The organism is Chryseobacterium sp. JV558 (assembly GCF_033712365.1).
In the GTDB taxonomy this organism is placed as follows: Bacteria; Bacteroidota; Bacteroidia; order Flavobacteriales; family Weeksellaceae; genus Chryseobacterium.
The window spans coordinates 37,685-61,224 of record NZ_WJHU01000001.1 but is presented as its reverse complement, the minus strand read 5'-3'; the positions used below and the strand labels follow the sequence as shown (position 1 = coordinate 61,224).

Annotated in this window: 15 protein-coding genes; all 15 read right to left on the bottom strand. The window is 35.0% G+C overall.

Annotation, left to right across the window (positions count from 1 at the left end; translation table 11 throughout):
- Positions 1-9: 9 nt before the first annotated feature.
- The 15 genes from GFU89_RS00275 to GFU89_RS00205 all read right to left on the bottom strand — a co-directional run bounded on the left by GFU89_RS00275 (position 10) and on the right by GFU89_RS00205 (position 23,458).
- A complete protein-coding gene (locus GFU89_RS00275; protein ID WP_318845222.1) occupies positions 10-378 on the bottom strand; it encodes a hypothetical protein in 369 nt (122 codons plus the stop codon).
- A 684-nt stretch (positions 379-1,062) separates the two neighbouring features.
- Positions 1,063-2,808, bottom strand: coding sequence for a CocE/NonD family hydrolase (locus GFU89_RS00270; protein WP_318845221.1), 1,746 nt, complete (start codon positions 2,806-2,808; stop codon positions 1,063-1,065).
- A 119-nt stretch (positions 2,809-2,927) separates the two neighbouring features.
- Positions 2,928-3,284, bottom strand: coding sequence for a hypothetical protein (locus GFU89_RS00265; RefSeq protein ID WP_318845220.1), 357 nt, complete (start codon positions 3,282-3,284; stop codon positions 2,928-2,930).
- Complete coding sequence (locus GFU89_RS00260) at positions 3,272-3,436, bottom strand: hypothetical protein (protein ID WP_318845219.1); 165 nt, start codon at positions 3,434-3,436, stop codon at positions 3,272-3,274. The genes GFU89_RS00265 and GFU89_RS00260 overlap by 13 nt, the downstream gene beginning before the upstream one ends.
- Before the next feature lie 357 nt (positions 3,437-3,793).
- On the bottom strand, positions 3,794-4,267 hold the full coding sequence (locus GFU89_RS00255) for a hypothetical protein (protein ID WP_318845218.1): 474 nt from the start codon (positions 4,265-4,267) through the stop codon (positions 3,794-3,796).
- A complete protein-coding gene (locus tag GFU89_RS00250) occupies positions 4,242-7,667 on the bottom strand; it encodes a DUF6443 domain-containing protein (protein ID WP_318845217.1) in 3,426 nt (1,141 codons plus the stop codon). The genes GFU89_RS00255 and GFU89_RS00250 overlap by 26 nt, the downstream gene beginning before the upstream one ends.
- 10 nt (positions 7,668-7,677) lie before the next feature.
- Positions 7,678-11,256, bottom strand: coding sequence for a DUF5977 domain-containing protein (locus GFU89_RS00245; RefSeq protein WP_318845216.1), 3,579 nt, complete (start codon positions 11,254-11,256; stop codon positions 7,678-7,680).
- Positions 11,257-11,259: 3 nt separating this feature from the next.
- Positions 11,260-12,888: a T9SS type A sorting domain-containing protein gene (locus GFU89_RS00240; protein WP_318845215.1), complete on the bottom strand. Its 1,629-nt coding sequence runs from the start codon at positions 12,886-12,888 to the stop codon at positions 11,260-11,262.
- 319 nt (positions 12,889-13,207) lie between these two features.
- Positions 13,208-13,618, bottom strand: coding sequence for a hypothetical protein (locus GFU89_RS00235; protein WP_318845214.1), 411 nt, complete (start codon positions 13,616-13,618; stop codon positions 13,208-13,210).
- Between the two features lie 121 nt (positions 13,619-13,739).
- Positions 13,740-14,135 carry a hypothetical protein gene (locus GFU89_RS00230; RefSeq protein ID WP_318845213.1) on the bottom strand — a complete coding sequence of 132 codons (396 nt, stop codon included), beginning with the start codon at positions 14,133-14,135 and terminating at the stop codon, positions 13,740-13,742.
- A gap of 95 nt (positions 14,136-14,230) precedes the next feature.
- A complete protein-coding gene (gene bglX / locus GFU89_RS00225; RefSeq protein WP_318845212.1) occupies positions 14,231-16,558 on the bottom strand; it encodes a beta-glucosidase BglX in 2,328 nt (775 codons plus the stop codon).
- Positions 16,559-16,637: 79 nt separating this feature from the next.
- Positions 16,638-17,345 carry a prolyl oligopeptidase family serine peptidase gene (locus GFU89_RS00220; protein WP_318845211.1) on the bottom strand — a complete coding sequence of 236 codons (708 nt, stop codon included), beginning with the start codon at positions 17,343-17,345 and terminating at the stop codon, positions 16,638-16,640.
- A 341-nt stretch (positions 17,346-17,686) separates the two neighbouring features.
- Positions 17,687-19,078, bottom strand: a complete 1,392-nt coding sequence (locus GFU89_RS00215; protein ID WP_318845210.1) for a glucoamylase family protein — start codon at positions 19,076-19,078, stop codon at positions 17,687-17,689.
- A gap of 75 nt (positions 19,079-19,153) precedes the next feature.
- On the bottom strand, positions 19,154-20,605 hold the full coding sequence (locus GFU89_RS00210; RefSeq protein WP_318845209.1) for a RagB/SusD family nutrient uptake outer membrane protein: 1,452 nt from the start codon (positions 20,603-20,605) through the stop codon (positions 19,154-19,156).
- Between the two features lie 3 nt (positions 20,606-20,608).
- Entirely contained in the window at positions 20,609-23,458 is a 2,850-nt protein-coding gene (locus GFU89_RS00205; protein ID WP_318845208.1) for a SusC/RagA family TonB-linked outer membrane protein, read from the bottom strand.
- Between the last annotated feature and the right edge of the window lie 82 nt (positions 23,459-23,540).

The following is a 23,540-nucleotide window of genomic DNA, read 5'->3' as shown; positions in this document are numbered from 1 at the left end:
ACTTTCCATTTAATTGATTGAATTATATTTTCTAATTTGTTGAATTAAATTATTTTTTAAAACACTATCGTTTCTAAAAATATATTCAATTGAATCACCTCTATTTTTTGAAATAGAATCGCCAATTTTGTATGGATAATCTAACAACTCTACATATCCATTAGAATATTTTACAAATAAAAAATTATGTTCATTCTTATCCCTATAAATATCAATAACTTTTTCGTGTCTATTAATTTCTAATATCCGCTGCTTTGTCTGATTATCAGAATTATAATTCAAATAAAAAATTATAAGAAACACAATTGATCCGAATATTAAACCAAAAATAATCAATGGCTTTTTACTGGATTTATCCAATTCAAAAATACTTTCCATAAATGTGTATTTCAGATTTTGTCAACATTATAAACAAAAAAATTATAGTTTTTTTTTATTAATTAAAGGTTTTTCTTCTTTTAATAAATCCAATCAAGAAATAGAATACAATCAACAATACTATTAAGATTCCTATCTCGGAATAGGCTTGAAATGGAATATCATGACCACTACCTAATGCCATTAATAAATATAGTCCAAATAATAAAATACAAATAAGACATATAAGTTGTAATATTTTTAATCCTGTTTTTCGTTGACTAATTATTTACCTAACACATTTTTTATCCAATAAGAATAAGGCTGTTGAGACAATGCAAATGCCAAAACAAAAAAACTAATCTTAAAAAATAAGTTCTCTTTCCAATAAATAAAAATAGCATAGTACATATAGGAAAGCAAAACAGGAACAAAATATACAATAATCATCATATTCTCCATCATGGTAACACTATCTTTAACTTTAGACACTTTTATAAATCTGTCCAGTTTAAAAACATTATAATATACTATTAAAAAATATAAAAGATTTATGCTGAAAATTATCAATGTATGAAACAAAAATCTACCCACCAGTTTTGGATTAAGATGAATATTGAATGATATCATTAGCTTAACTGATTATTTAATTAAATGAATTTAAAATTAGGCTCAAAAATATAAATTTTATACTATTTGTTCTGTTTAGTCATTTAATACTGGGATTTTTATATAACTGTCATTGTACCATTTGATCTGCAGTGGAATGGAAGCATCTTTTATAGTTTCTGTGCTTACGTCCTTCCCTGTTCCATAATTCAATTGGGAAAACGGATTTTTATTAACATCAATTGTCACTACAATTCGGCTTCCTTTCTGAAATTTTTTGCTTACAAAATGGCTATTGGTAAATTCTATCCAGGTTTTGTCTCCAGGCTTCAGGAGATTTCTTTTGGTAATATCTTTTGCATAGCTGGCTCTTCCAATATAATATGACAAATGGAAATATTTTCCTTCGGGAGTCAATTCATATAAAGTCACTCCCAAATCCACATCTTTTTTATTAATAGAAATATGAAGCCCACCTACAAAAGAGCCGTTAACAATCATTGATTTTTCCAACGGATTACTGGTAAAAATGAAACCTGAACTTTTATCCAGCTCACTTTTCTCTATTGGTGACGGGTAATAATCGCTGTTACCAGTCAATTTTCGATCTTTAAAATCAACTGTTTGAGAAAGGAATGTATTTCTATTGGACGTTTTCGAATCCAGAAAATACGTTCCACTCTTTTTTTGATTGGAAAGGTAGAATTTCAGAACATTATTGTTCATTTTTTCAAAGGAGGAAGCGCTGCGCCATTCATTGGCTCCCATTACTTCATAATTGATTTTGTCTTTAAGAACTGATGGTTTTGGTCCGTTTTTCAGGATATGATCCAACCATTCGTAAGTGATTTTATTGATATCAAAAAGGGCAACCTCGTCTACTTTATATTCATTCACTTCTTTCTCACCTCCCTGCTGAGTACCAAAGTGGCCGTATGGACCAATGATCAGATAAAATGGAGTATTGGGGCTATACTTCTGTAATTCTTTAAGATAATAAATACTGGAATTTTGAGAGTCGTTATAATATCCGTCGAAAGCAAGAACCGGAATATTGATTTTTTTAAAATCTTCTTTATAAGGAGCCATTTTTTGCCAGTATTCATCAAAATCCGGATGGTTTATCCATCGTTGAAACCATCTGTTGGGAGTTCCGTCAATACTGTCCATTTTATTATATGCTTCCCCTTTATCCCACCAACTAAACATCATTCCTCTGAAACGCTTTCTGTCATTTCCTGTTTCATTGTCCAGATATTTATTATTACCTACGTAAAATGCCCATTCATAGTTGGGGTTAATGAATATATTATTTTCCATGGGAAGTCCCATTCCTGGGCGATTTGCCACATAAGGTACTATTGTTTTCAATGCAGGATGTATCGTTTTACAGGCTGCCCACTGGCTGAAACCATTATAGCTGCCCCCATACATTCCTATATTTCCGTTACACCATTTCTGTTTACTAATCCAATCAATCACATCATAGGTATCAGTAGCTTCAAATTCATACGGATTAATATCACCCGGACTTAATCTTTTACCTCTGGCATAGGCCATAACACCTATATATCCTTTATCCGCAGCATTCTTTAAACTCTGAAGATCCCGTCCCGTATCCCTAACATAAATGGTAAACTGAAAAACCACCGGAAGAGGTCCCTTTTCATCTTTTTTTCTTACTACCATCGCAGAAATCATGGCTCCATCTCTGGTTTTCACCATCACACTATCCTGAATATCATAAGAACTATCCTGATTTTTAGCAATTGTTGGAGCATTCTCCTGCCCCTGAACACAAGCAGCAGCACATAGAAAAAGAATGAACAGATATTTTATCATTTTTTCTTTTTTTGTTGACCAAGATACTAAAAACCACTGTGGTTACAGTGGTTTTGTTTTATTTGTGGATACGAGCGAGACGCTCGTGCCAGCGGAGAGAAATCTTAATATAAGATGTTTCATTTTACTGCCTTTAACTCTTTACTGTACATATCATAAATGATTTTAGTCTTATCTTTTTTATAAACAGTAAAGTAGGTAACGTCTTTATTCTTTATTATAGAGTCTCCTATTTTAATTAATCCAATTATTTTTAAATCGTCCAAATACATTTTATTACCATCCGATGATTTGACAATATTAAAATGAGTCATAAGGTCATATGAGTTTGAAATAACTCGTCCATTACAGTGCTGATTAAAATATTTATATTTAGATAAGTTAGGATCAAATACTTTTTTTATAATTATCCCACAAAACATAATTCCGAAGAATAATAAAATAATTTTGTTAATATTTCTTTTTAAAAATCCCATACGGATGTTTTAGATCGTTTATAGAAGACTCCTGTTCCAATTTCTTTTAATCCTGCTCCATTCTTATTAAGGAATTTTAAAACTGAATCTGTATACTGGAAGCTTTCCAGATAATCAGTTGTTTCTGTCCCGAAAACCTTTCTTGCCTTCACCCCGTCTGCTCTGTAAATATAATCTGTTATTTTGGAACTTTTGGGTAATCTTTCCTGGTAAATTTAGATAATTATTTTGGATGAAAGTATAATCGAATGAGACAGTTTATAACATAAAAAGCCACTGCTTTACACAGTGGTTTTGTTCTACTTGTGGACACGAGCGAGACGCTCGCGCCAGCGGGTAGCTTACCAATAAAAAATTTAAAGATTTTTTTGCTAAAAACGCAGCTGCTTTATAAAACAAAAACCCTCGCAATTGCGATGGGTTTTTTATTTATCTGCTACGAAGTTACAAACTTCGCAGAGCGAGCGGTAGATAAAATCGTGCGGTAGCAAGGAAGCGAGAAAAATCCCTTATTCGCTTTTACTACAGTCGCTCTCCATAAAAATATGAGCTTTATTAAAATCTGGAATGAATTTTTTATCTACGAAGTAGAGTATTCTTTCATCAATTGTTGATTGCCTACCTTTCTTTAGATTAGAGATATCTTGATTTGTCTTTTCAAAAAAAGAATCGAAAAAGTTAATAATTTGCTTATCTTTTTCTTCACCCAAATCATAGATTATTAAAGAACCTTTATAATGATAAGTCTTAATTCTGTTAGAGAGATTATCATTGTAATTCATTTTTGCAAGACCGAACAGGTATTGATTGTTACATTTTTTAATTAAGCTTATTTCAAAAAAAGCGAACTCTTTTTCAGCAATTATTTTTTCTACATAATTATAAAATTCCTTCTTTTGGTGGGCCTGAGCAGAACATCCAAAATTCAATAAAAGAATATATAATAAGATAACTAATTTAATCTTTTTTAAATTTTCCTTCATAAGCTTTAATTATTTGTGTGCTATTATATATAATGGTTGTATTGTGTGCTGGCGCATAAATAAAGTTAACTGCATTAGGCATAGTTTCTGCAGAAACTCTATCTCCACTATTCTTTTTACTTAAAACCTTAGAAGTATAACCATTCGCCTTAAACGGAAACTGTGACATCCGAAATCCACTAGGGTTTAAAGGACCTGAAATTTGATCAGGACTCCATGTCCCAGGATGCAAATGTCCTTGTAATTTAACATTACTTCCCTCATAAACGGGACTTGTAGACGTTTGCTGATTAGATGTATATACAACAGTATTATCTTTACCATTTACTTCAGCTGTCTGTATCCCAAATTCCACATTTACTTCTCCCGACTTCATCCAATCGCCTACTTGATTAAGATAATCCATACCTTTTGCTTCATCTCCTTTAAAGTCCAAATATGTCTCTCCAGTTGTTGAATATTGATGAGTATTCTCTTTGATAAAGCCTTTTTCACCAACTTCAAATCCACCATCATTTTCAGTCTTTAGATTTCCACTACTATCAAAATTCTTTTCAGTATAAATCACATCCGTTTTAGATTCAGCCATCCATGTAAGATTGCCACTTTTATCCATTTTGTATATATCCGTTGCTTGTCTTCCATCAGGGTCAATAAACCTTATAGGATTATTAAAGGCATAAGTGTACGGTGACCAACGACGAGACGTTTCCGCCAGCGGATCCACCACACCCCATTTTCCAATATCAGGCATATACATTCTGGCTCCGTAATCATACATTCCACTTTCCTGCAATTCCTTTCCGTTATATTTGTAATTATACGGCACTCCTCCAAAAGGAGCTAGTGTAATAGGGCTCTCCTGATGTTTTAATCCAAAAGGATAATAGTTATTGGCATCAATGACTTCAGTCCCTCCACTGCCATTACTTCTGTAACTCACTCTTACGTTTCCTAAATGATCTGTGTAATTGTAAATATACTTATTTTCAGTAAAATCATAATACCCTTCTGAGGTAGGTACAAATTTCAATACCGGAACGGTGTAAAGAGATGCTGAAGTATCATAGGCATGTCTGTTATCATACTGGAAACCGTCTAGATAATTGGTTTCTATGGACCCGTTCATACTGTATGTTTTAGATATTTTGGTTCCATCTGCCCTGTAGGTGTAGCTGGTGTTGGAAATACCTATCAACCCTTCGTTAACTGAAATATAATTGGGGAGATTCAGGTAATTGTAGATGATCTTCATTTTTCTGTCAGGATGATCGGTCATATTCCCGTTGGGATTATAGGCCATGGTTCCCTGTAATGCATCATATCCTGAACGGTTGTTAATAACTCCTGGAGGAAGGGTAATTCTGTCCAGTACATTACTTTTATCTCCATTCTGATAATTATAGATCAGATCATCAATTTTCTCTGCTGTCGTCCCTCCGGCAGCAGGCCATGAAAATCTTTTTAAGGTTTTAATATTCCCGTTGAGATCATAGCTCAGCTCTTCATTAAAATAATCATTTTGAGCGACAGAAGAATTGGGCTGGGAATAAGCTCCTTTCAACATCCTGTTTAAAGAATCATACTGATAATTGTATCTTTTCAACCCTTCTGCACTGGAAATATTCCAATCGATCTCAGCGATGTTTCCATTAAACCTTCCGGATGAAGTGTTGGTATAAACAGGATTGTTATACTTCATTTCATATCCGAATAATTTCCCATTCAAATTGGCAGGATCATTCACCTTGGTCATCCAGCCTCTGATATTGTATTGATAAGCAATGGTCTGCAATGGGGACACTGCAGCTGTTCCGCCTACTTTCTTAGATTCCAGCTGGGAAAGCTCATTATATTTATTCTGAGACAGGTATTCAACAGGATTGCTTCCTATCTGATGAGTCTGGGTCAGAAGCCTGTTCTGGGAATCATAGGTGAATTTTTCTACAATGATTTTTTCAGGGTCTGTACCAAGCCTTCTATGGTAGGTATTGGCCTGAAGGATAACCCCGGTATAGTCAAGCTTATTATTAATTACAGTATAGCCTCCAAGATAATTACGACTTCTTGATCCGATATTTCTTCCCTTGGTATCATACCACAGGAAATTCCTTGTCCAATTGTCATCTTCTATATTTTTTACATAAGAAGCAGTAAGGAGTCCTTTGGTAGTTTGTGCATTAGCAGGATTATCCGTAAGAAGAGGCTGGGTAAAGACATTGGTTACCGCAGGGGAGCCTGTCGGATAAGTATCATAATAATTAACCGTTAACAGCGTAGTGACAGAACCCGGATAACTAGCAGAACCATTATCATAATATACTCCTACTCCGTTGTTGGTGAACCCTATGGTAGAGGATCTGGCTACATTATTACTCCCTTTAGCATCTGCTGATACTTGCTCCGCTGCTCTTCCTGCCGTACCATAGGCCTGGGTACTGGTATATAGGCCTGTGTAGGCAGCTCTTCCAAACTGATCGTATTTGGTAAAAAGCCACTGCTTTAGAGCTCCCATGACAGCATCCTGAACCATAATCAGCCTGTCCTGTTTGTCATACACCATATATTCCCAGCCTTTGCCGGGGAGTTTTTTCTCTACCAGGCGGTTTCTGCCGTCATATTTATACTGATAACATAAATCATTCAATACAGTGTTGGGATCTGCTTCTACAGAAGCTTTAGGAGAAATCACATAAGCCAATTGGTTATAATCATTGTAAACGTAATAGGTATCGGCATTTTCTGTAGCACTGATTACTTTTCTGACTAATACAACCTGTCCCTGTCCGTTTTTGAACTCAATGGTTGAGTTGCCGTCTTCATCGGTAACCGTATTTTTATACAACTGCCCTATTCCATAGGAGCCTGATAATATTAGTTTTGATTCAAAATTGGTATAGGTAAAAGTAGCGGTAAATTTTTTAACCTCGCCATCTGCATTGGCATCATATCCAAACTGTACAGGCTTGTTGTCCCATGCAGTTCCAACTTGTTTCTGGCTTAAAATACGATCTAAGGGTGAATTCTCAAGAATTTTCTCTGAATAGATTTTCTCTGTTCCATAAGGGGTACTGCTTACATTTGATAACGGATCAAGAGTAATGGCCCCGTTGAGAGTTCCTCCCTGAGGAATGGGTAGGTAGTCCTGAACCTGTCTTCCAAACGCATCATACTTAATGGGAGTAACAACATCTTTTCCCAATGGGGATTCTTTTACGTTAACGATTTGTTTGGGTCTTCCCAAACCATCAAAATACTGAACAGTTTCAGAGATTTTAACATTAGCAAGCGTAGGATCTGACAGATAAGTTTTTGAATACACATAGTTTTCTGTATTGGTAAGCTGCCCTTGGGTAGTTCCTATTATGAGAATTCCTATTGGAATTAATATCTTTTTCATGGATTTGTTTTTAATTTACATCATAACTAAAGCTAATATTGTAAGGGGTACCTGTAGAAGGACTTCCGCTTCCTAGCCATCTTAAAACAGTCTGTCCTGAACCTGGATAGAGAGTTACCTGCCAATTTCCTGAGGATTTAGTAACTGTGGTAGTTGGCCAACATGGTCCAGGTATATTTCCTAATTGTACTGAATCCCACCAATTCACACCTTGGTTTGAAGTAACCATAAAATTTAATTGAGCATTAACAACGTTATTTACTTTTTGAAAAGGTGCATATTGTATCATAATATATTGACTGGAGGCCATAGCATTAAATGTACAATAAGGGTAATAACAAGTTAAATTTGAATTGGCATAATTCTGCCCATTACTATTAATATCATCTAAAGCTTTTTGATCAGCATCTGCCTGACTGATGATGGAAAAATGCCTACCTTCAGGAACTGTATATGTTATCGAATTGGATACCATACCTGAAGTACAATTATTTTTTGTAAATGACTGGCTTTTCATAACATTATAATATGCTGTTGGTGCATTATTATATTTATATTCTTTAAGCACTTTCCCATTATTATCCACAACCTTCTCTAATCGATTGGCCAAATCATAGGTGTAAGTTTCTCTTATTCCACTTGAAGGAGTAATGCTTGTCACCCCGATCAGTGGATTATAAGTGTAGGTTGTTATATTGTAGTTGGTAAGAGCAGGGTTTTTTCTAAAGTTATCCAGAGCTTCTATTAGCAATTGCTCAGAAGATGCGTCTATATCTGCATTAGATTTCAGGTAAATAGGAAGAGTTGTATATCCTGAAGGAGAACTGCTTACACCTAAAACAGACATGATGTTGCTATATGTTCCTCCTTCTATTTTAGCAATAGGTAAAGTTTGACCATATCCCCAAATGATCGTGGTTGGTTTCCCATCTTTACTGGTATATTGTAGAATATTACCTTTGGGATCATATAGGTCATAAGTGATTTCTATAGTTGGGACAGGAGCAGTACTATTCAAATCTTTAAGATTATATGATAATACTGATTTAGGTTGAGGCAAACCACTAGTATACATATTTGCATCTGCTTGAGAAGTAGGATAAACTGTTTCCCACTTAGCTAGACTTTTATTTGTAGGATTGTCTATTTTCGAGGTCTCTGTAACCAATGGAATCCCTACCATATTCTTTCCAATCAAGTATTGATTATTTATAGTAATATCATTTGCATAGTGGTATGTTTTAGAAATTACTTTATTGTCCGGATAGGTCGTTTCTTCTTTCTTTAGAAGGTCATCATCAGAGTCATCATAAAAGTACTTTGTAGTAGTGGTAACATTTCCATTATTGAAATAATCTTTTCTCGTCTCAGAGTCTAAATAATGATTGTAAAAATAAAGTTTATAAGCTGAAACATTAATGACGTCACAGGTTTTGTCCAGAGCTTGACCTTGTCCATTCCAACCCATTGGAACAGGACCAAAAGGGCGTCCATCAATTTCAACTATCCTAGCATGTTGCGAAAATCTTACAGGTTTATTATTATAATTATAAATTGTTTCAGCTAATAATTGCTTAGTGTTTGTATACTCTTTTTTAAACAATATCTTCATTCTTTCTTTTTGGAGAGAGTTAAAAGAATTTATTCTAGTACCAGCATTTTCATCATGTTTAATTAGTGCACTGGACCATATATAATTATTAGTTCCTAATGTGGTCCTTTCTCTTTCTACTTTAGTCATTAGTGAGTTATCAGGTTTTTGATCAATAAAGCCATTATCTTGATTACTGAAAGCATATTCACTTATTCCTCCATTGCTTTTTTCTTCATAAACTTTTGAATATACAATATGTGACCCATTAGTATAATTTAATGGCCAGCTTAAAGGTGAAATTTCCCTGTAAGTGTATTGGTCATGATTGTAATCTGTAGTATTTGACAAAACACCGCTAGAACTTAAATCACTATTAATAAAATCTTTACAGTAATAAAACTTTCTCTGGGAAGGCACATTTGAAATATTATAATCGATAATATGGCTCACTCTGAAGCCTCCCGCTAACCTTCTTGGACTAATCTGACTGATGAAAAAGTCATTGTTATAATTAGTCATTTTAGTATACTCATGAGGTTCATAATAAAAACGAGTACTTCCTCCCGTTGGATAAAAGATTTTTTCTAAAATCTCGTTTAATTTAAAATTTGGTTCTTTTGCTTGTCGATATGCCGCCGCAATAACATTAATATCTGTAGAATTTACTGCATAAAAATTAAATATCTTATCGTTGAAATAACCCCAATGATCAGTATTTCCGTTATTAAATTTTGGAAATAAGTTATTATTATACTGAAATTCATATTTGTTGTTTTCTACTTCGCCAATTTTTATTTTTTTTAATTTTAATCGCCTTGCAGGATTCTCGTCATACTCAAAGTATATATTTTCTACATTTTTATTATTTACAGCATAAGAAATATTATCAAGTTTGTACCAATGTTTAAGATTATAGTAATTATCAGGAGGTTTAATTTCAAATCCATCAATTAGGTATACATTTTCGTTGGTAAATTCAAGACTATTTGCCAAAGATTTATTAAATTTTATCTCAACATTATCAAAATTAACCTTATCCAAATAGCTAAACTGTCCTTCTTCAAAGCTTGAAAGATTAAAACAGTTATTCTTATCAATATCTTTTGCGCACCCACTTAAACCATAACCACCATATGCAAAACGTTTGTACCCCGAATATGTACTTCTAAAATAGATAACTTCTCCAGATTTACTATAACTAAAATCAACATTTTTTCCAGTTGAAAATTCAATTTTGGTTAAATGCCAATTTTTTACATACTTATAATATTCCGCACCGAGCTTTGGGTTCTGAGTCTTTTTTCTACTTCGATAAATCTCAATTGCTGAATATTGATTTCCAAAAGTATACTTATTCCCCAAACCGTCGGTGATAATAAAGGAATATATGAAATGCTCCATATCATACTCATTATCTTTTAATGTATTTGTAACCGATAAATTAGGTGTGTCAGAGTTTACAATCCATTTTCCTTCATGATTTTTAATAAAAGTACCCGATATACCATTTACATTAAAGCTAAAAGTATCAGGGGTTAATGCTTTTTCATTTTTTTCATATTCAAAAAAACCCGAATATGACTTTAGCTTATCTAACGAATTCCAATCAGCTGAATTCAAAAGGTTATATTTATAATAATAAGCTTCTGGATCAGACTCATCTGCTACACCATTCAAATTTCTTGTAATGGTTCCTGAAGTACTTAAATTCCATGCCAAACCCATCCATGAAGGATAAGTATCAGGCTTATTCAGAGCAACATCATAATTAAGATTTACATCAAACTTGTTTTTATAATCAATTTTTAAGGAAAGCAAACTGATATTAATATCTGGTTTACCTAGTGAATGATTTAAATCGGTACCTCCATATACTTTAAATTCACTTGAGTTTGGACTTTTAGAAAATTCAGGACTATAAAAGCCCTCTTCACCATTAAACTGACCTTTCATTAATGATACTGAAATGATACAAAATAGAAAAAAAATCTTCATAATTTACTGTTTAATAATTTTTGCATTAGCTGTTTTGTTCGTATCCGTTTTTATCGTAATCAGATACGCTCCCTGAACCAAAGTCTGGGTATTAATTTTAGTCACTCTGTTCTTAGTTGTAAGATTCTGAAGTTGTCTTCCACTCATATCATACAGTAGAATGTTTGCATCCTTGAAGTCAAAACCAATTTCTACATAAGCATAGTCAGATACTGGATTTGGATAGATCTTGATATCGTATTTTTCGATTAACTGATCAACCTGTTTATCTCCCAGCTTTACTATCTTCCAGTTCTCTTTACCCAGCTCTTCTGCACTGGTTCCAGCCAGAACAATAGAACCGTCTCTGTTTAACTTTAAATCGGAAAGTCTTTCTTCTTTTTGTCTGGATTCTCCTTTTACGTGTTTTCTCCACTGCTCATTTCCATTCTGATCCAGATACAGCATCCAGAAGGTTTCATCATCAGTTTGTATTCTTCCTTCAGCCTGAGTATAACCACCTAATAGAATTCCTTTGGAAGATTTTTCATCTGCGGAATGAATTACGCTCATACCCATTAGGATATCTCTGTTTTTGAAATTGTAGGATTTCTGCCATTGTTCATCTCCTCTTTCATTTAAAGAAATCAGCCAAAGATCTGTTCCTTCTTCAATCCCTACCGTTTTGTTTCCTGATCTTTCTGATCTGGATTCTCCGCCAATGATAAAGCCATTTGAAGTTAATGCCAGAGTTCTGATATGATCATCTCCTTTACCTCCAAAGTTCTTTTCCCATTCTACTTTTCCGTTTTTGTCTAACTTGACAATCCAGTAGTCGCCTTCACCGAAATTGTCACTTTGCTTTGAGGTTGCAGAGAGCAGGTTATGGGTTGCAGATCTGTCAGACGGAGTATTGGTATTGATCGTTGATTGCTGATGAGTTGTTTTAACAGCTCCGCTTCTGGAATAAATTCCCAGTAAGGCTCCGCCATCTTTTGTTGGGATCATCTTCTCCACTTCGTCTAAGCCTTTTCCGCCTAAGATTAATTGGGAGAGCTCTTTTCCATTTTTATCCAGCCTCGTAATCAAGACGTCTTTCGAACCGTAACCTTTTGAAGAATTCTGTACATTTCCTGCTACAAAGAATCCCAAATCTGTAGTTTGAATAACCGCTCTGGCCTCTTCGTCTGAAGAACTTCCTAAGGTTTTCTGCCACAATTCATCACCAAATTCATTGATTCTGATCAGCCAGATATCTGAGCCTCCTTTGGAATCCTCTTTTTTATCCAATCCTTTTCCGGAGTAAGAGGTTCCGGCTAATAGAAATCCGCCATCTTGTGTAGTAACAGTTGCTGATAAGTAATCATGATTTTGTCCAGAGAAGTATTTCTCCCAGACTTCATTTCCCTGCTGGTTTAGTTTTACCAAGTGGAAATCATAGCCGTTATTCTGCTTTTGGCTATTGGCAGCTTGCGACTGGCTTTTAGATTGTATAGAGCTTCCTGTAATAAGATACTGCTGATCGATTGTTGTAGTGACCTGGCTAAGAAAATCCTGGGTAGAGGATTTGATATCTTTCTGCCATACCACTTCCTGGGCAGAGATACCCAAGACCGTGCATAAAGTGAATGCACTGATATAGAATTTTTTCATTCCAATGTTGTTTTCTGAGTTAGTAATTAGTTTATTGAAAACTGCGCGAATTTAACACTTTTTAAGACATGAAAATCACAAAGTTGCGATTTAACATAAATCTTACTATTTATTATTAAATTATTATCATAAATATCTTTATGTGTCTTATCCTGATGCAAAATTATCTATGGACAACGACAAAACTTGTCGTATTACAAATATACATATCAGAAAAAATAAGTTCCATAAATAAAATAACAGCATTTTAAACATATCAATTTATGTTATACGAAAAAGCCACTCTTTCGAGTGGCTTCCTATTTTTTTGAATTTTATTTTACTGATAGATTACTTCATCATTCTTTTTGATTTGGTAGCTTTTTTTATAAGGTGTTAAAACATAGCTGTCTTTAATATAAGATCCGCTTTTCCAGATTTTCCCTTTCCCCTCTTTATTCAGGATAATACTTTTTGCCACTCCATCCGGGATGAAAACTTCAGCTTTTTTCATGTCTTTTGTGAAAATTATTGCTGTCATTGAGGTATAACTTTTATCTGAGTTTACTTCTTTCAGTTTTAGTTTCTGTTCGAAAACCCTTACACAGTCATTTTTAATCTGTGAATAGGTATATCCTGCAGAGCCAATACAGCCATGAACATCTCTATCTCCTCCTACAACAGGTGTTTTTTTTTGTGCAAAAATTAAAGTACCAAGGAACATTGCACTGAATAAAATCGTTTTTTTCATATGTAAAATTTTTGTTTTCTGATTAGTAGAACTATATCCCTAAATAGAGTATTAGTTAATTCCTCTAAGGTACAAAAAAAACCACTCTTCCGAGTGGCTTTTCATTTTTTGAAATCTGATCTTATTGATAGATTACAATATTATCCTTTTTAAGCTGATATCCGTTTTTTTTGTAAGGTACCAATACATAACCATCCTTTTTCCAGGCCTTGGCTTTACCTCCTGCTCTGGTAAGGATAATACTTCCTGTTTCAGCATCTTTAATGAAAACCTCAGCTTTTTTCATGTCTTTGCTAAAAATAACTGCAGCTATTGAAGTATAACTTTCCGGAGTTACTTCTGTTAGCTTAATTTTTTGTTCAAAAGTTCTTACACAGTCCTTTTTAATCTGGGAATAGGTATATCCTGCCGAACCAATACATCCATGTGCATCTCTGTCTCCGCCCTTAATATGTTCTTGTTGTGCAAACATTAAAGAACCCAGGAACATTGCGCTAAGGAAAATTGTTTTTTTCATTTTTGATTTTTTATATAATAATAGTTATCGAGTTATTATTAAAAATCATGCCAAATAAACCTTAACACCCATTTCTGTGATTAACTTTTCTTTTGTTATTTAGTCCAGTTAATTTTTGAATGCTGAACGTTGTCTGAGCTGGTTCCGATCATGATATCAAAGTCACCTGATTCCCAGTCATATTTCAGATCTCCATTGTAAAACTTGAGGCTTTCCGGGTTGATATCAAAAGTAATCTTTTTAGATTCTCCTTTCTTCAAAAATATTTTCTGGAAGCCTTTCAATTCTTTTACTGGTCTTGTAATACTTCCCACCATATCTCTGATATACAACTGAACCACTTCAGCACCATCATAGTTTCCATTATTGGTTACTGTAACGGATGCCTGAATAGTCTGGTCTCCTTTCGGATTGGTATTGGATACTGCAATATTAGAGTAATTAAATTTCGTATAGCTCAGTCCATATCCGAAGGAATACAATGGCGTATTACATTCATCCATATAATTTGAACGGAATCTCTGGTACTCGCATTTATCTGTAAGTTCCTGACTTAATGGACGGCCAGTATTTTTAGCATTGTAATAGATTGGAACCTGTCCAAGACTTCTTGGGAAAGTCATTGGAAGCTTTCCTGATGGATTTACTTTTCCAAATAGAACATCTGCAATTGCATTTCCAGCTTCAGATCCTGCAAACCATGCATTCAAAATAGAATCCGGAGTATCTTTTACGTTGGTTAAAGCCAATGGACGGCCAGTGAAAAGAACCATTGCAATAGGCTTACCGGTTTTCTTTAATTCGTTTAATAAATCAACCTGAGACTGAGGAATGGTAATTTCTGTTCTTGAAGAAGATTCTCCGCTCATTTCTGCAGATTCTCCGATCGCCAAAATAATAACATCGGCCTTGCTGGCAACATCTACTGCTTCTTTTAACAGTTCTTCTTTGGAACGGTTGTCCCGGTCTGTTTTCTTCCCATGAGCTGCATAGATATCTTCTAATTTAGCATCATAATCTATATTTGCTCCTTTAGCAGAAAGGAATTTCACTTCTTTACCATAGTTGGCCTGAAGCCCCTGCATCAAATTTACAGCTTTATCATGCTTTGCAGCAACGCTCCATGTTCCGGCCATATTAAGTGAATTGTTCACCAATGGTCCGATTACCGCAACCGTTCCCGATTTTTTTAAAGGCAATACCTGATTTTCATTTTTCAACAAAACCATTGATTGGGCAGCTGTATTTCTTGCTATATTTCTGTTTTCCAGATTATAGACTTCTTTTGTAGCTAATTTGGCATCTCCATGTTTGTAAGGGTTATCAAATAAACCAAGGTCATATTTTGCTTCAAGAATTCTTCTTGCCGCCATATCAATTTCAGATTGTGTAACCTTTCCTTCTGCTAAGGATTTTTTTAATGTTGTTAAAAAACCTTCTCCAACCATATCCATGTCAACACCTGCTTTTAAAGCTAAAGCAGAAACCTGCTGAAGATCTCCCATACCGTGGTCCACCATTTCGTTGATTCCGGTATAGTCTGTTACAACAAAGCCTTTGAACTTCCATAGATTTCTCAATACTTCAGTCTGAAGCCATCTGTTTCCTGTCGCAGGAACACCATCCACCTCATTGAAAGAAGCCATCACAGAAGCTACACCAGCGTCTACCGCTGCTTTGTAAGGAGGAAAATATTCATTGAACATTCTTACATGGCTCATGTCAACTGTATTATAATCTCTTCCGGATTCTCCCGCTCCATATAATGCAAAGTGTTTTACACATGCTAAGATATTAGTTCCGTTTGCAAGGTCTTTCCCCTGATAACCATAGACCATATTTTTGGAAATTTCACTTCCCAAGTACGGATCTTCACCCGAGCCTTCCGATACTCTCCCCCATCTTGGTTCACGGGAAATATCTACCATTGGAGAGAATGTCCAGTTGATTCCGTCAGAAGCAGCTTCTCTGGCAGCTACTTTGGCAGACTGCTGGATAAGATTCATATCCCAAGAAGCGGCCAGTCCCAAAGGAATAGGGAAAGTAGTTTCATAACCGTGGATTACATCCATTCCGAAGATTAAAGGTATTTTCAGACGGCTGTTTTCCACTGCTACTTTCTGAACGGCTCTGATTTTCTCAGCTCCTTTTATATTGAATAGTCCACCTACTAAACCTTGTTCCACTTTTTTACCGATGTCTGAGCTTTTAGCCAAGCCTGTAGTAAAATCACCTGAACTGGGTAAGTTAAGCTGGCCAATCTTTTCATCCAACGTCATTTTAGATAAAAGATTATCTACAAAAGATTTCTTCTTAGCCTGATATTGAGCCGTCTGATAAGACTGAACGGGCTTCGTTACCATTTCCTGCGCGGAAAACGCAGGTGCCAATGCTAAAGTGGCAATTACAATTAACTTTTTCATAAATCTATCTTCTTAAATTATTGTTTATATTTTTTTGCTTTAATTCGATGGGTTTATCTTTCGATCATTGTGTGTCAGATTATTTTTCTTTCTTTTTAGACAGCATCCATTCATAGAACTGTGGGTTTGAATAGGCAGAATCCCATGAGTTATGATTATCATTCGGGAAAATAACCAATTCTGCGGATGGATTTACCGGATGCAGTTTTTGATAAAAATTAAAAGCATTGGCAGGTAATACAATATCATCCATTCCGCCATGAAATATTTTCATATTCAAATCTTTAAATTTATCAATATTCGCTGTCATGACCTGATCTGTAGGAGCACAAACTGAAGCTACTGCTGCAAACATTTCCGGATGCTCCATGGCAAGCTTTAAAGTTCCCCATCCACCCATAGAAAGTCCTGTAAGGTAGATACGGGAAGCATCAATTTTATATTTTTTCTGAATTTCTTTGATCAGATTATAGATGGTAACCGTATCCCACCACATTCCTTCCGGACATTGAGGTGCCAGCATAGCCACTGGTTCTTTGATCAGCTTTTTATAGGTGAACGGACTGTGTGCTTTGACTAAATCAAGATTAGTCCCGCGTTCTCCTGAACCGTGAAGAAAGACTATTAACGGTACGTTTCCTTTTGTATTCTGAGGATAATCCAGAATATAGGATATTTTCTCCTGTCTTTTAATTTCTTTATTGAGTTCTGCTTTTATCTCCTGTGCATTGAGACTTAAAGAAAATGGCAGTAATAAAAAAAGTAAATGATTTAAATTCAAATTCATTTTTAATATTTTGATATGAATGTATATTAATTATCTATGACTAAACTTAAATTGATGTTACAAATAATCCGAAAATCAGTATAAATACTAAAGAATGTATTATGAAAGGTAAAATATAATTCTTACTATCTTTTAAGAGTTTTACTAAGCATAGTAAAGAAAAAATCAGGGCAAGAATCATGGTTAAAGGAATAATGAGAATTCCAAAACCCGGAGTACAAGGCCCACCCGGAAAAAAATAATCTAGAATCAGCACAGTTAAGTAACAAAATATATAAAATATTATGCTCTGAAATGTTGTATTTCTAAAAACCTGTATCATATTCTAAATTATAATATTTCTACCATCCATATTTTTTGGAATGAAAATCTAACTTCTTCAATCCCTGCTGAATTTCAGGGGCATTCATAAACAGTTTCCAAAGGAATCCCGATCTGTAGTTTTCAATCATTGGTGCTATTGTTCCCTGGTCTATAGCCAGATATCTTGGCGTAACCCAATTGTTGTAATTAATAGACGTAGCATCATAAGGCCCTGCAGATCCTATAAATTCAGGCTTTTGGGTATAGATGAATCTCAGAAAAGCCATTGATTCTTTCGGAGTATAAGGAAAACTGCTCAGCGCTGCCGTAGGCGTTATTGTCCCGTTGTCATTATTGCCCGGCATATGAGCTGTATAACCGGTACTTCCATCCTCATTTCTGGTATAACCGGCTGTAAGTCCCCAATAATTGGGTCCGTAGCCTTTCCATTGTTTTGGGTTTTCAACACAGTATTTGTAGTCGATAAGGGTTTGATTTTTATTGATATCAAAATAATTTTTGACAAGTTTATCAGATAATCCTGTAGGATCCAATCCGATATATGAATATTGCGCCCAGAAAAGCGGTCCGCCATATTCTTCAGCGTAATTGTGTTTTACATACAGAGGTAATCCGTATTTTGTTTTGTCTGTAAGGTAGGTTCCGTTTCTCGTCCAGCCTTTGTAATACGTTTCAGCATCAATGGAATGTGTAGGTGAAGATGCGGCCAGAATATAGGTAATCAGACATTCGTTATATCCTTCCAGAGGAAAATTCATTTCCCACTGGTATTCTGGTGACCAATGCCAATAGAGTACTTTTTCGCCTCCTTTTGTATACCAGTTCCACTGAATTCCTTTCCACAGCTCATCACATTTTGCTGCGAGTGCTTTTTCTTCTGCATTTCCGTTTTTAAAGTATTCACGGACCATCAGTATTCCTGAAGTAAGGAATGCGGTTTCCACAAGATCCCCGCCATTATCTTTTTTGCCAAAAGGAACCGTTTTTCCGGTTTCCCCATTGATCCAATGCGGCCAGGCGCCTTTGTGACGATCTGCCTTAGCCAGAAAATCCATGATGTGAGTCAACCTTTTTACGGCTTCTTTTCTCGGAACAAATCCTCTTTCTGTTCCCACCAGAATGGTTGCCAGTCCAAAACCTGAACCTCCTGTTGTTATAACGTGTTTATCATTATCCGGATAGATATTATCTTCGTGATAACGCTCTCTTCCTAACATTGAATTAGGTTCTGCATAATCCCAGAAATATTTCAGGGCATCTTTCTGTACTCTATCCATCAGCTGCTCATCCGTGATATTGCTTTTTACAGCTTCCGTTTTCCCAACTTCCTGTTTGGCTACAGGAGCATTTTTGCAGGAATACACAAAGAATAAAGAGGTGACAGCCATTGATAATATGTTCCTTTTCATGAGATCTCTTGTTATAGGGTTTCTAACTAAAAGAAGAGGAGAACTTTCATTCTCCTCTAATGTTTATGATTTATTTTAGTATCCAGGGTTTTGAGCTGACAATCCACCTGCTTCCATAATAAAGTCTTGTGGAAGTGGGAATAACTCATGCTTTCCAATGATAAAATTCTTACCACCATCGGCAGCCATCGCAGCTTGTGCTTGTCCCGTTCTTACAAGGTCAAACCATCTATCATGCTCAAAAGCAAACTCCAATCTTCTTTGCTTCCAGATATCTAATCTTACATCTGTCTGAGAAAAAGCAGGAGTATTTCCGATGTTTGCTCTATTTCTTACCTGATTCAAGAAAGGAATAGCAGCAGAAGTTTGTCCTAATTCGTTCATTGCCTCAGCTCTGATTAACAATACTTCAGCATATCTCAAATAACGAATGTTTACATCTGTTGAGGCCTGATCTCTATAGTTTGACGAATAAGCCTTGTAATTATAGAATTTATTTTCTGTATTTGGACCTACATAATATCCATCATATAGAGTCATATCTCTATGGATAATTGTAGCATCTCTTCTTGAATCTGTTGCAGAGTATGCATCATATAAACTTTGAGTAGGTGTAGCAAATCCCCAGCCCCAGCCTGTAGTACCTCTCGCTCCCTGAACCTGACTGTACTGCTGAATTGCTCTTCCTGCTGTACCTCCACTACCATTAATTTCGAAGATAGACTCAGCATTATTCTCTCCTGAAACTTTATAAATTTCCTGAAAAACAGGAGTCAATGAATAGCCAGTCACCAAATTGGTTTCATCTACAGCCAACTGCCATTTTTTCTGATATAAATAAACCTTAGCTAAAAGTGCATGAGCTGCTCCTTTTGTTGCTCTTTGTCCTCCGGTTCCAGATGGTAAAACAGCAGCAGCATCTTTAAGATCTTTTTCTATAAATGCATAAATTTCTTCTTTACTTTTTCTTGTAAGCGTCATCAGTTTATCCGCTTCAACTCCTGTTACAGGAACGTGATCAACCAATGGAACACCTCCAAAAGATTTTACTAAAGTAAAATACATGAATGCTCTTAAAAACTTCGCTTCAGCAGCTAATCTTTCACGTAATTGCGGATCAGCTTTATCTAATTGGGGAAGATATTTCAACGCCTGATTACACCTATTAATCCCCTGATAATTAGACGAAAACAATTCTTTAAATGATGGAGTTGAAGGTGTAAATGTCAAAGCATCTAAAATATCTTTATCCGAACCTGAATCACTCGCACTTGAACCTTTATCTGCATCATCAGAAACAATTGATGTAACCCCTATCCAGGCAAACGTACTCATGTTCCAGTCTAAAAACTTAGCGTAAATAGCCGTAACTAAACTATTTGCCCCTGCATCATTATTGTATATTTCACCCAATGCAGATTCAGGAATTGCTTCTGTAGGTGATACATCTATAAAATCATTACTACAACTTTGGTTAACAGCTCCTAAAATTAAAAATGTGGCTGCTATGATATATTTCTTATTCATTTTTTAAAAATTTAGGTTAACACCAAATACAAAAGATCTCAATGCAGGGTAAGCATCCAATTCTACTCCTGCACGTTTATATGGATCTCCTTCTGCAGTAGAATCCGTAGGATTATATCCTGATAACTCTGAAGAGTATCCTGAGTATTTCTGGAATACAAAAGGATTAATTGCACTTACATAAAGCTTAATTGATTTTACGTAATCCGTTAAATTCTTAAATGTATATCCTACTGAAATATTATTGATTCTGAAATAATCTCCACTTTCCAAATAGAAGGTTGACGCAATCGGAATATTTGTTGGATTTACAGGGTTCGCAGCGTTAGTATTTGAAGGTGTCCAGAAATCATTCGCTACAGAAGCTTCAACATTTTCTCCTCCATTTCTTTGTGCTTTTTTACCATTGTATACTTTAAATCCAAAAGCTCCATAACCACTAAGGGCAAAATCCCAATTTTTATAAGACATTGAGATATTCACACCTAAAGTTGATTTTGGTATGTAAGAATCAAAGAAACGTCTGTCTCCTGGGTCTGCACTTCCTGTAACACCATTACCATTTAGATCTTTAAATTTCATATTACCGTTGGCATCATAACCATCTGCTTCCCATAAATAGAAACTTCCTAAAGCATATCCAACTGCGTTAGCGTTGAAAAGTTTTGTATCCTGCCCGTTTCCAAGGTTTCCTCCTACAATTTGAGAAACGGGCTTAGAAAGATCAATGCTGGCAAGCTTGTTTTTATTATAAGAATAATTGGCACCAATTGAATAGGTAAAATCCTGACCAACTTTATCAGCCCAGTTTAAACTCACCTCTGCACCTTTATTAACAACACTTCCCATATGAGAATAATTCAAGTCAGAAATTCCGGTTGCCATATATGGAACAACCCCCAAAATAAGATTTTTGGTTTTTCTGTTATAAATATCAAAAGTACCTGTCAATCTTTTATCCAGGATACCAAAATCTAATCCTAAAGAAGATTCTTCTGTAACTTCCCATCCTAAATCCGGATCATAACCTTTATTAACAGTAACTCCATTACTTACTGGTGAACTTCCAAAAGCATAATTGTAAGTGGCTCCCATTGATAGCGGTAAATAATTCAGGGGAACATTCTGGTTACCAATTTTACCCCATCCTCCTCTTAGTTTCAACAAGTCAAAGAAGCCATCTTTCATAAAGTTTTCTTCAGAGATAATCCAACCTGCACCAAATGATGGGAATGTTCCCCATTTATTACCTGCAGCAAATTGAGAAGAACCATCTCTTCTGATTGTTCCGCTTAATAAATAACGGTTCATAAATTTATATTGGAATCTTCCGAAATAAGAAATTGTGGTATTTCTGTTTCCTTTTATTGATTCAAGAGCTTTAGTATCATTATCACTAAATAAGTTACCGTAGTAATCAACTCCACTCAGGTTCCAGTAATCTTGTGAAACAGGAACATCTTTTCTGTTAATAATTAAAGTCTCCAAACCATTCTTCACTGAAGCCTCTGTACCAACAACAACTTCAATATCATGATTTCCAACTTTCTTCGTATACGTCAAATAATTATTAAGCAACCAGTTATAATAATTCTGGCTTTTATTCGTCAATCTTGTTAGTGGTGATGTAGTTGAGTATTGGTTATCGGTTCTCATCGGATCACTATCCAGCCAGAAACCTTTAGAATTTACAAAATTATAGTATTTATAATTACCATACTCTCCACTAAACTGAGAGGTGAACTTTAAATCTTTATAGATATCTATATCTAATTTTAGCCCACCTTGCAGTAAAAAGTTTCTACCTCTTTGATTGTCATAAGCAAGTTGCATCACAGGATTACCTACATTATTAAATCTTCCTCCTTCATAATCGATATTTCCAGTAGTCTTATTATAAATAGGCTGACCATATTTTCCATTCGGGTAATATACTGGAACTAATGGAGATTGTTTATAAGCATTTGTAAAAGCGCCATAGGATTTTGGAGTATCATTAGTAAATGTTGCGCTTAAAGTCTGGGCTAATCTTATTCCTTTGGTAATTCTGAACTCGTTATTAGTTCTTACTGTAGTTCTGTTATAATTAGTTCCTTTAAGAATAGACTGTTCATCATAATTGCTCAAACTTAAAAAGTATTTTGCAACTTCTGAAGATCCGGAAATTGATAGGTTATGCTGATTGTAAACACCTGTTCTTGTAATTTCTTTAAACCAATCAGTATTGTATGGCTGATTAGGATTCAAATAATTGCTTGCTTTACCAGCATTATTATAATTTGCAAATTCAGATCCGTTAGCCATTTTGATGGTTTTTAAAGGGCTTCTAAATCCAACCAATCCATCATAGGAAACGCTTAACTTCCCTCTACCTGATTTTGTAGTAATAATGATTACCCCGTTAGCAGCTCTGTTACCATAGATGGCCAACGCTGCTGCATCTTTTAATACATCATATGTCAGGATATCATTAGAGTTGATATTATTAATGTTATCAGTAAACATTCCATCAACTACATACAAAGGAGTTCTTCCTCCTAGTACGGTTCCAAGTCCTCTGATCATTACTGTAGGAGTAGATCCGGGTGCATCGGAAGCAATTACCTGTACTCCAGCTGCTTTTCCCTGAATAGCTTGTGATGCATTCAATACTTTGGTTCTGGTTACTTCCTCCGCACTGATAGAACTGATAGAAGTAGTATTATCTACTTTTTTACGGCTACCATATCCAATCATCACGACTTCATCAATCTTCTGGACTTTAGCAGAATCCTGCGTAACCTGTGCATTCACGTTCATTCCGAAATACAACACGGCAATGAGACATGAATACTTTAAATTACTTTGTTTCATATAGTTTCAATTTTATTCAAATAAATTCAAATTTGTACCTGTCTCTAAATAGTGGAGTTATTTAAAATCTCAAAAAAAGACA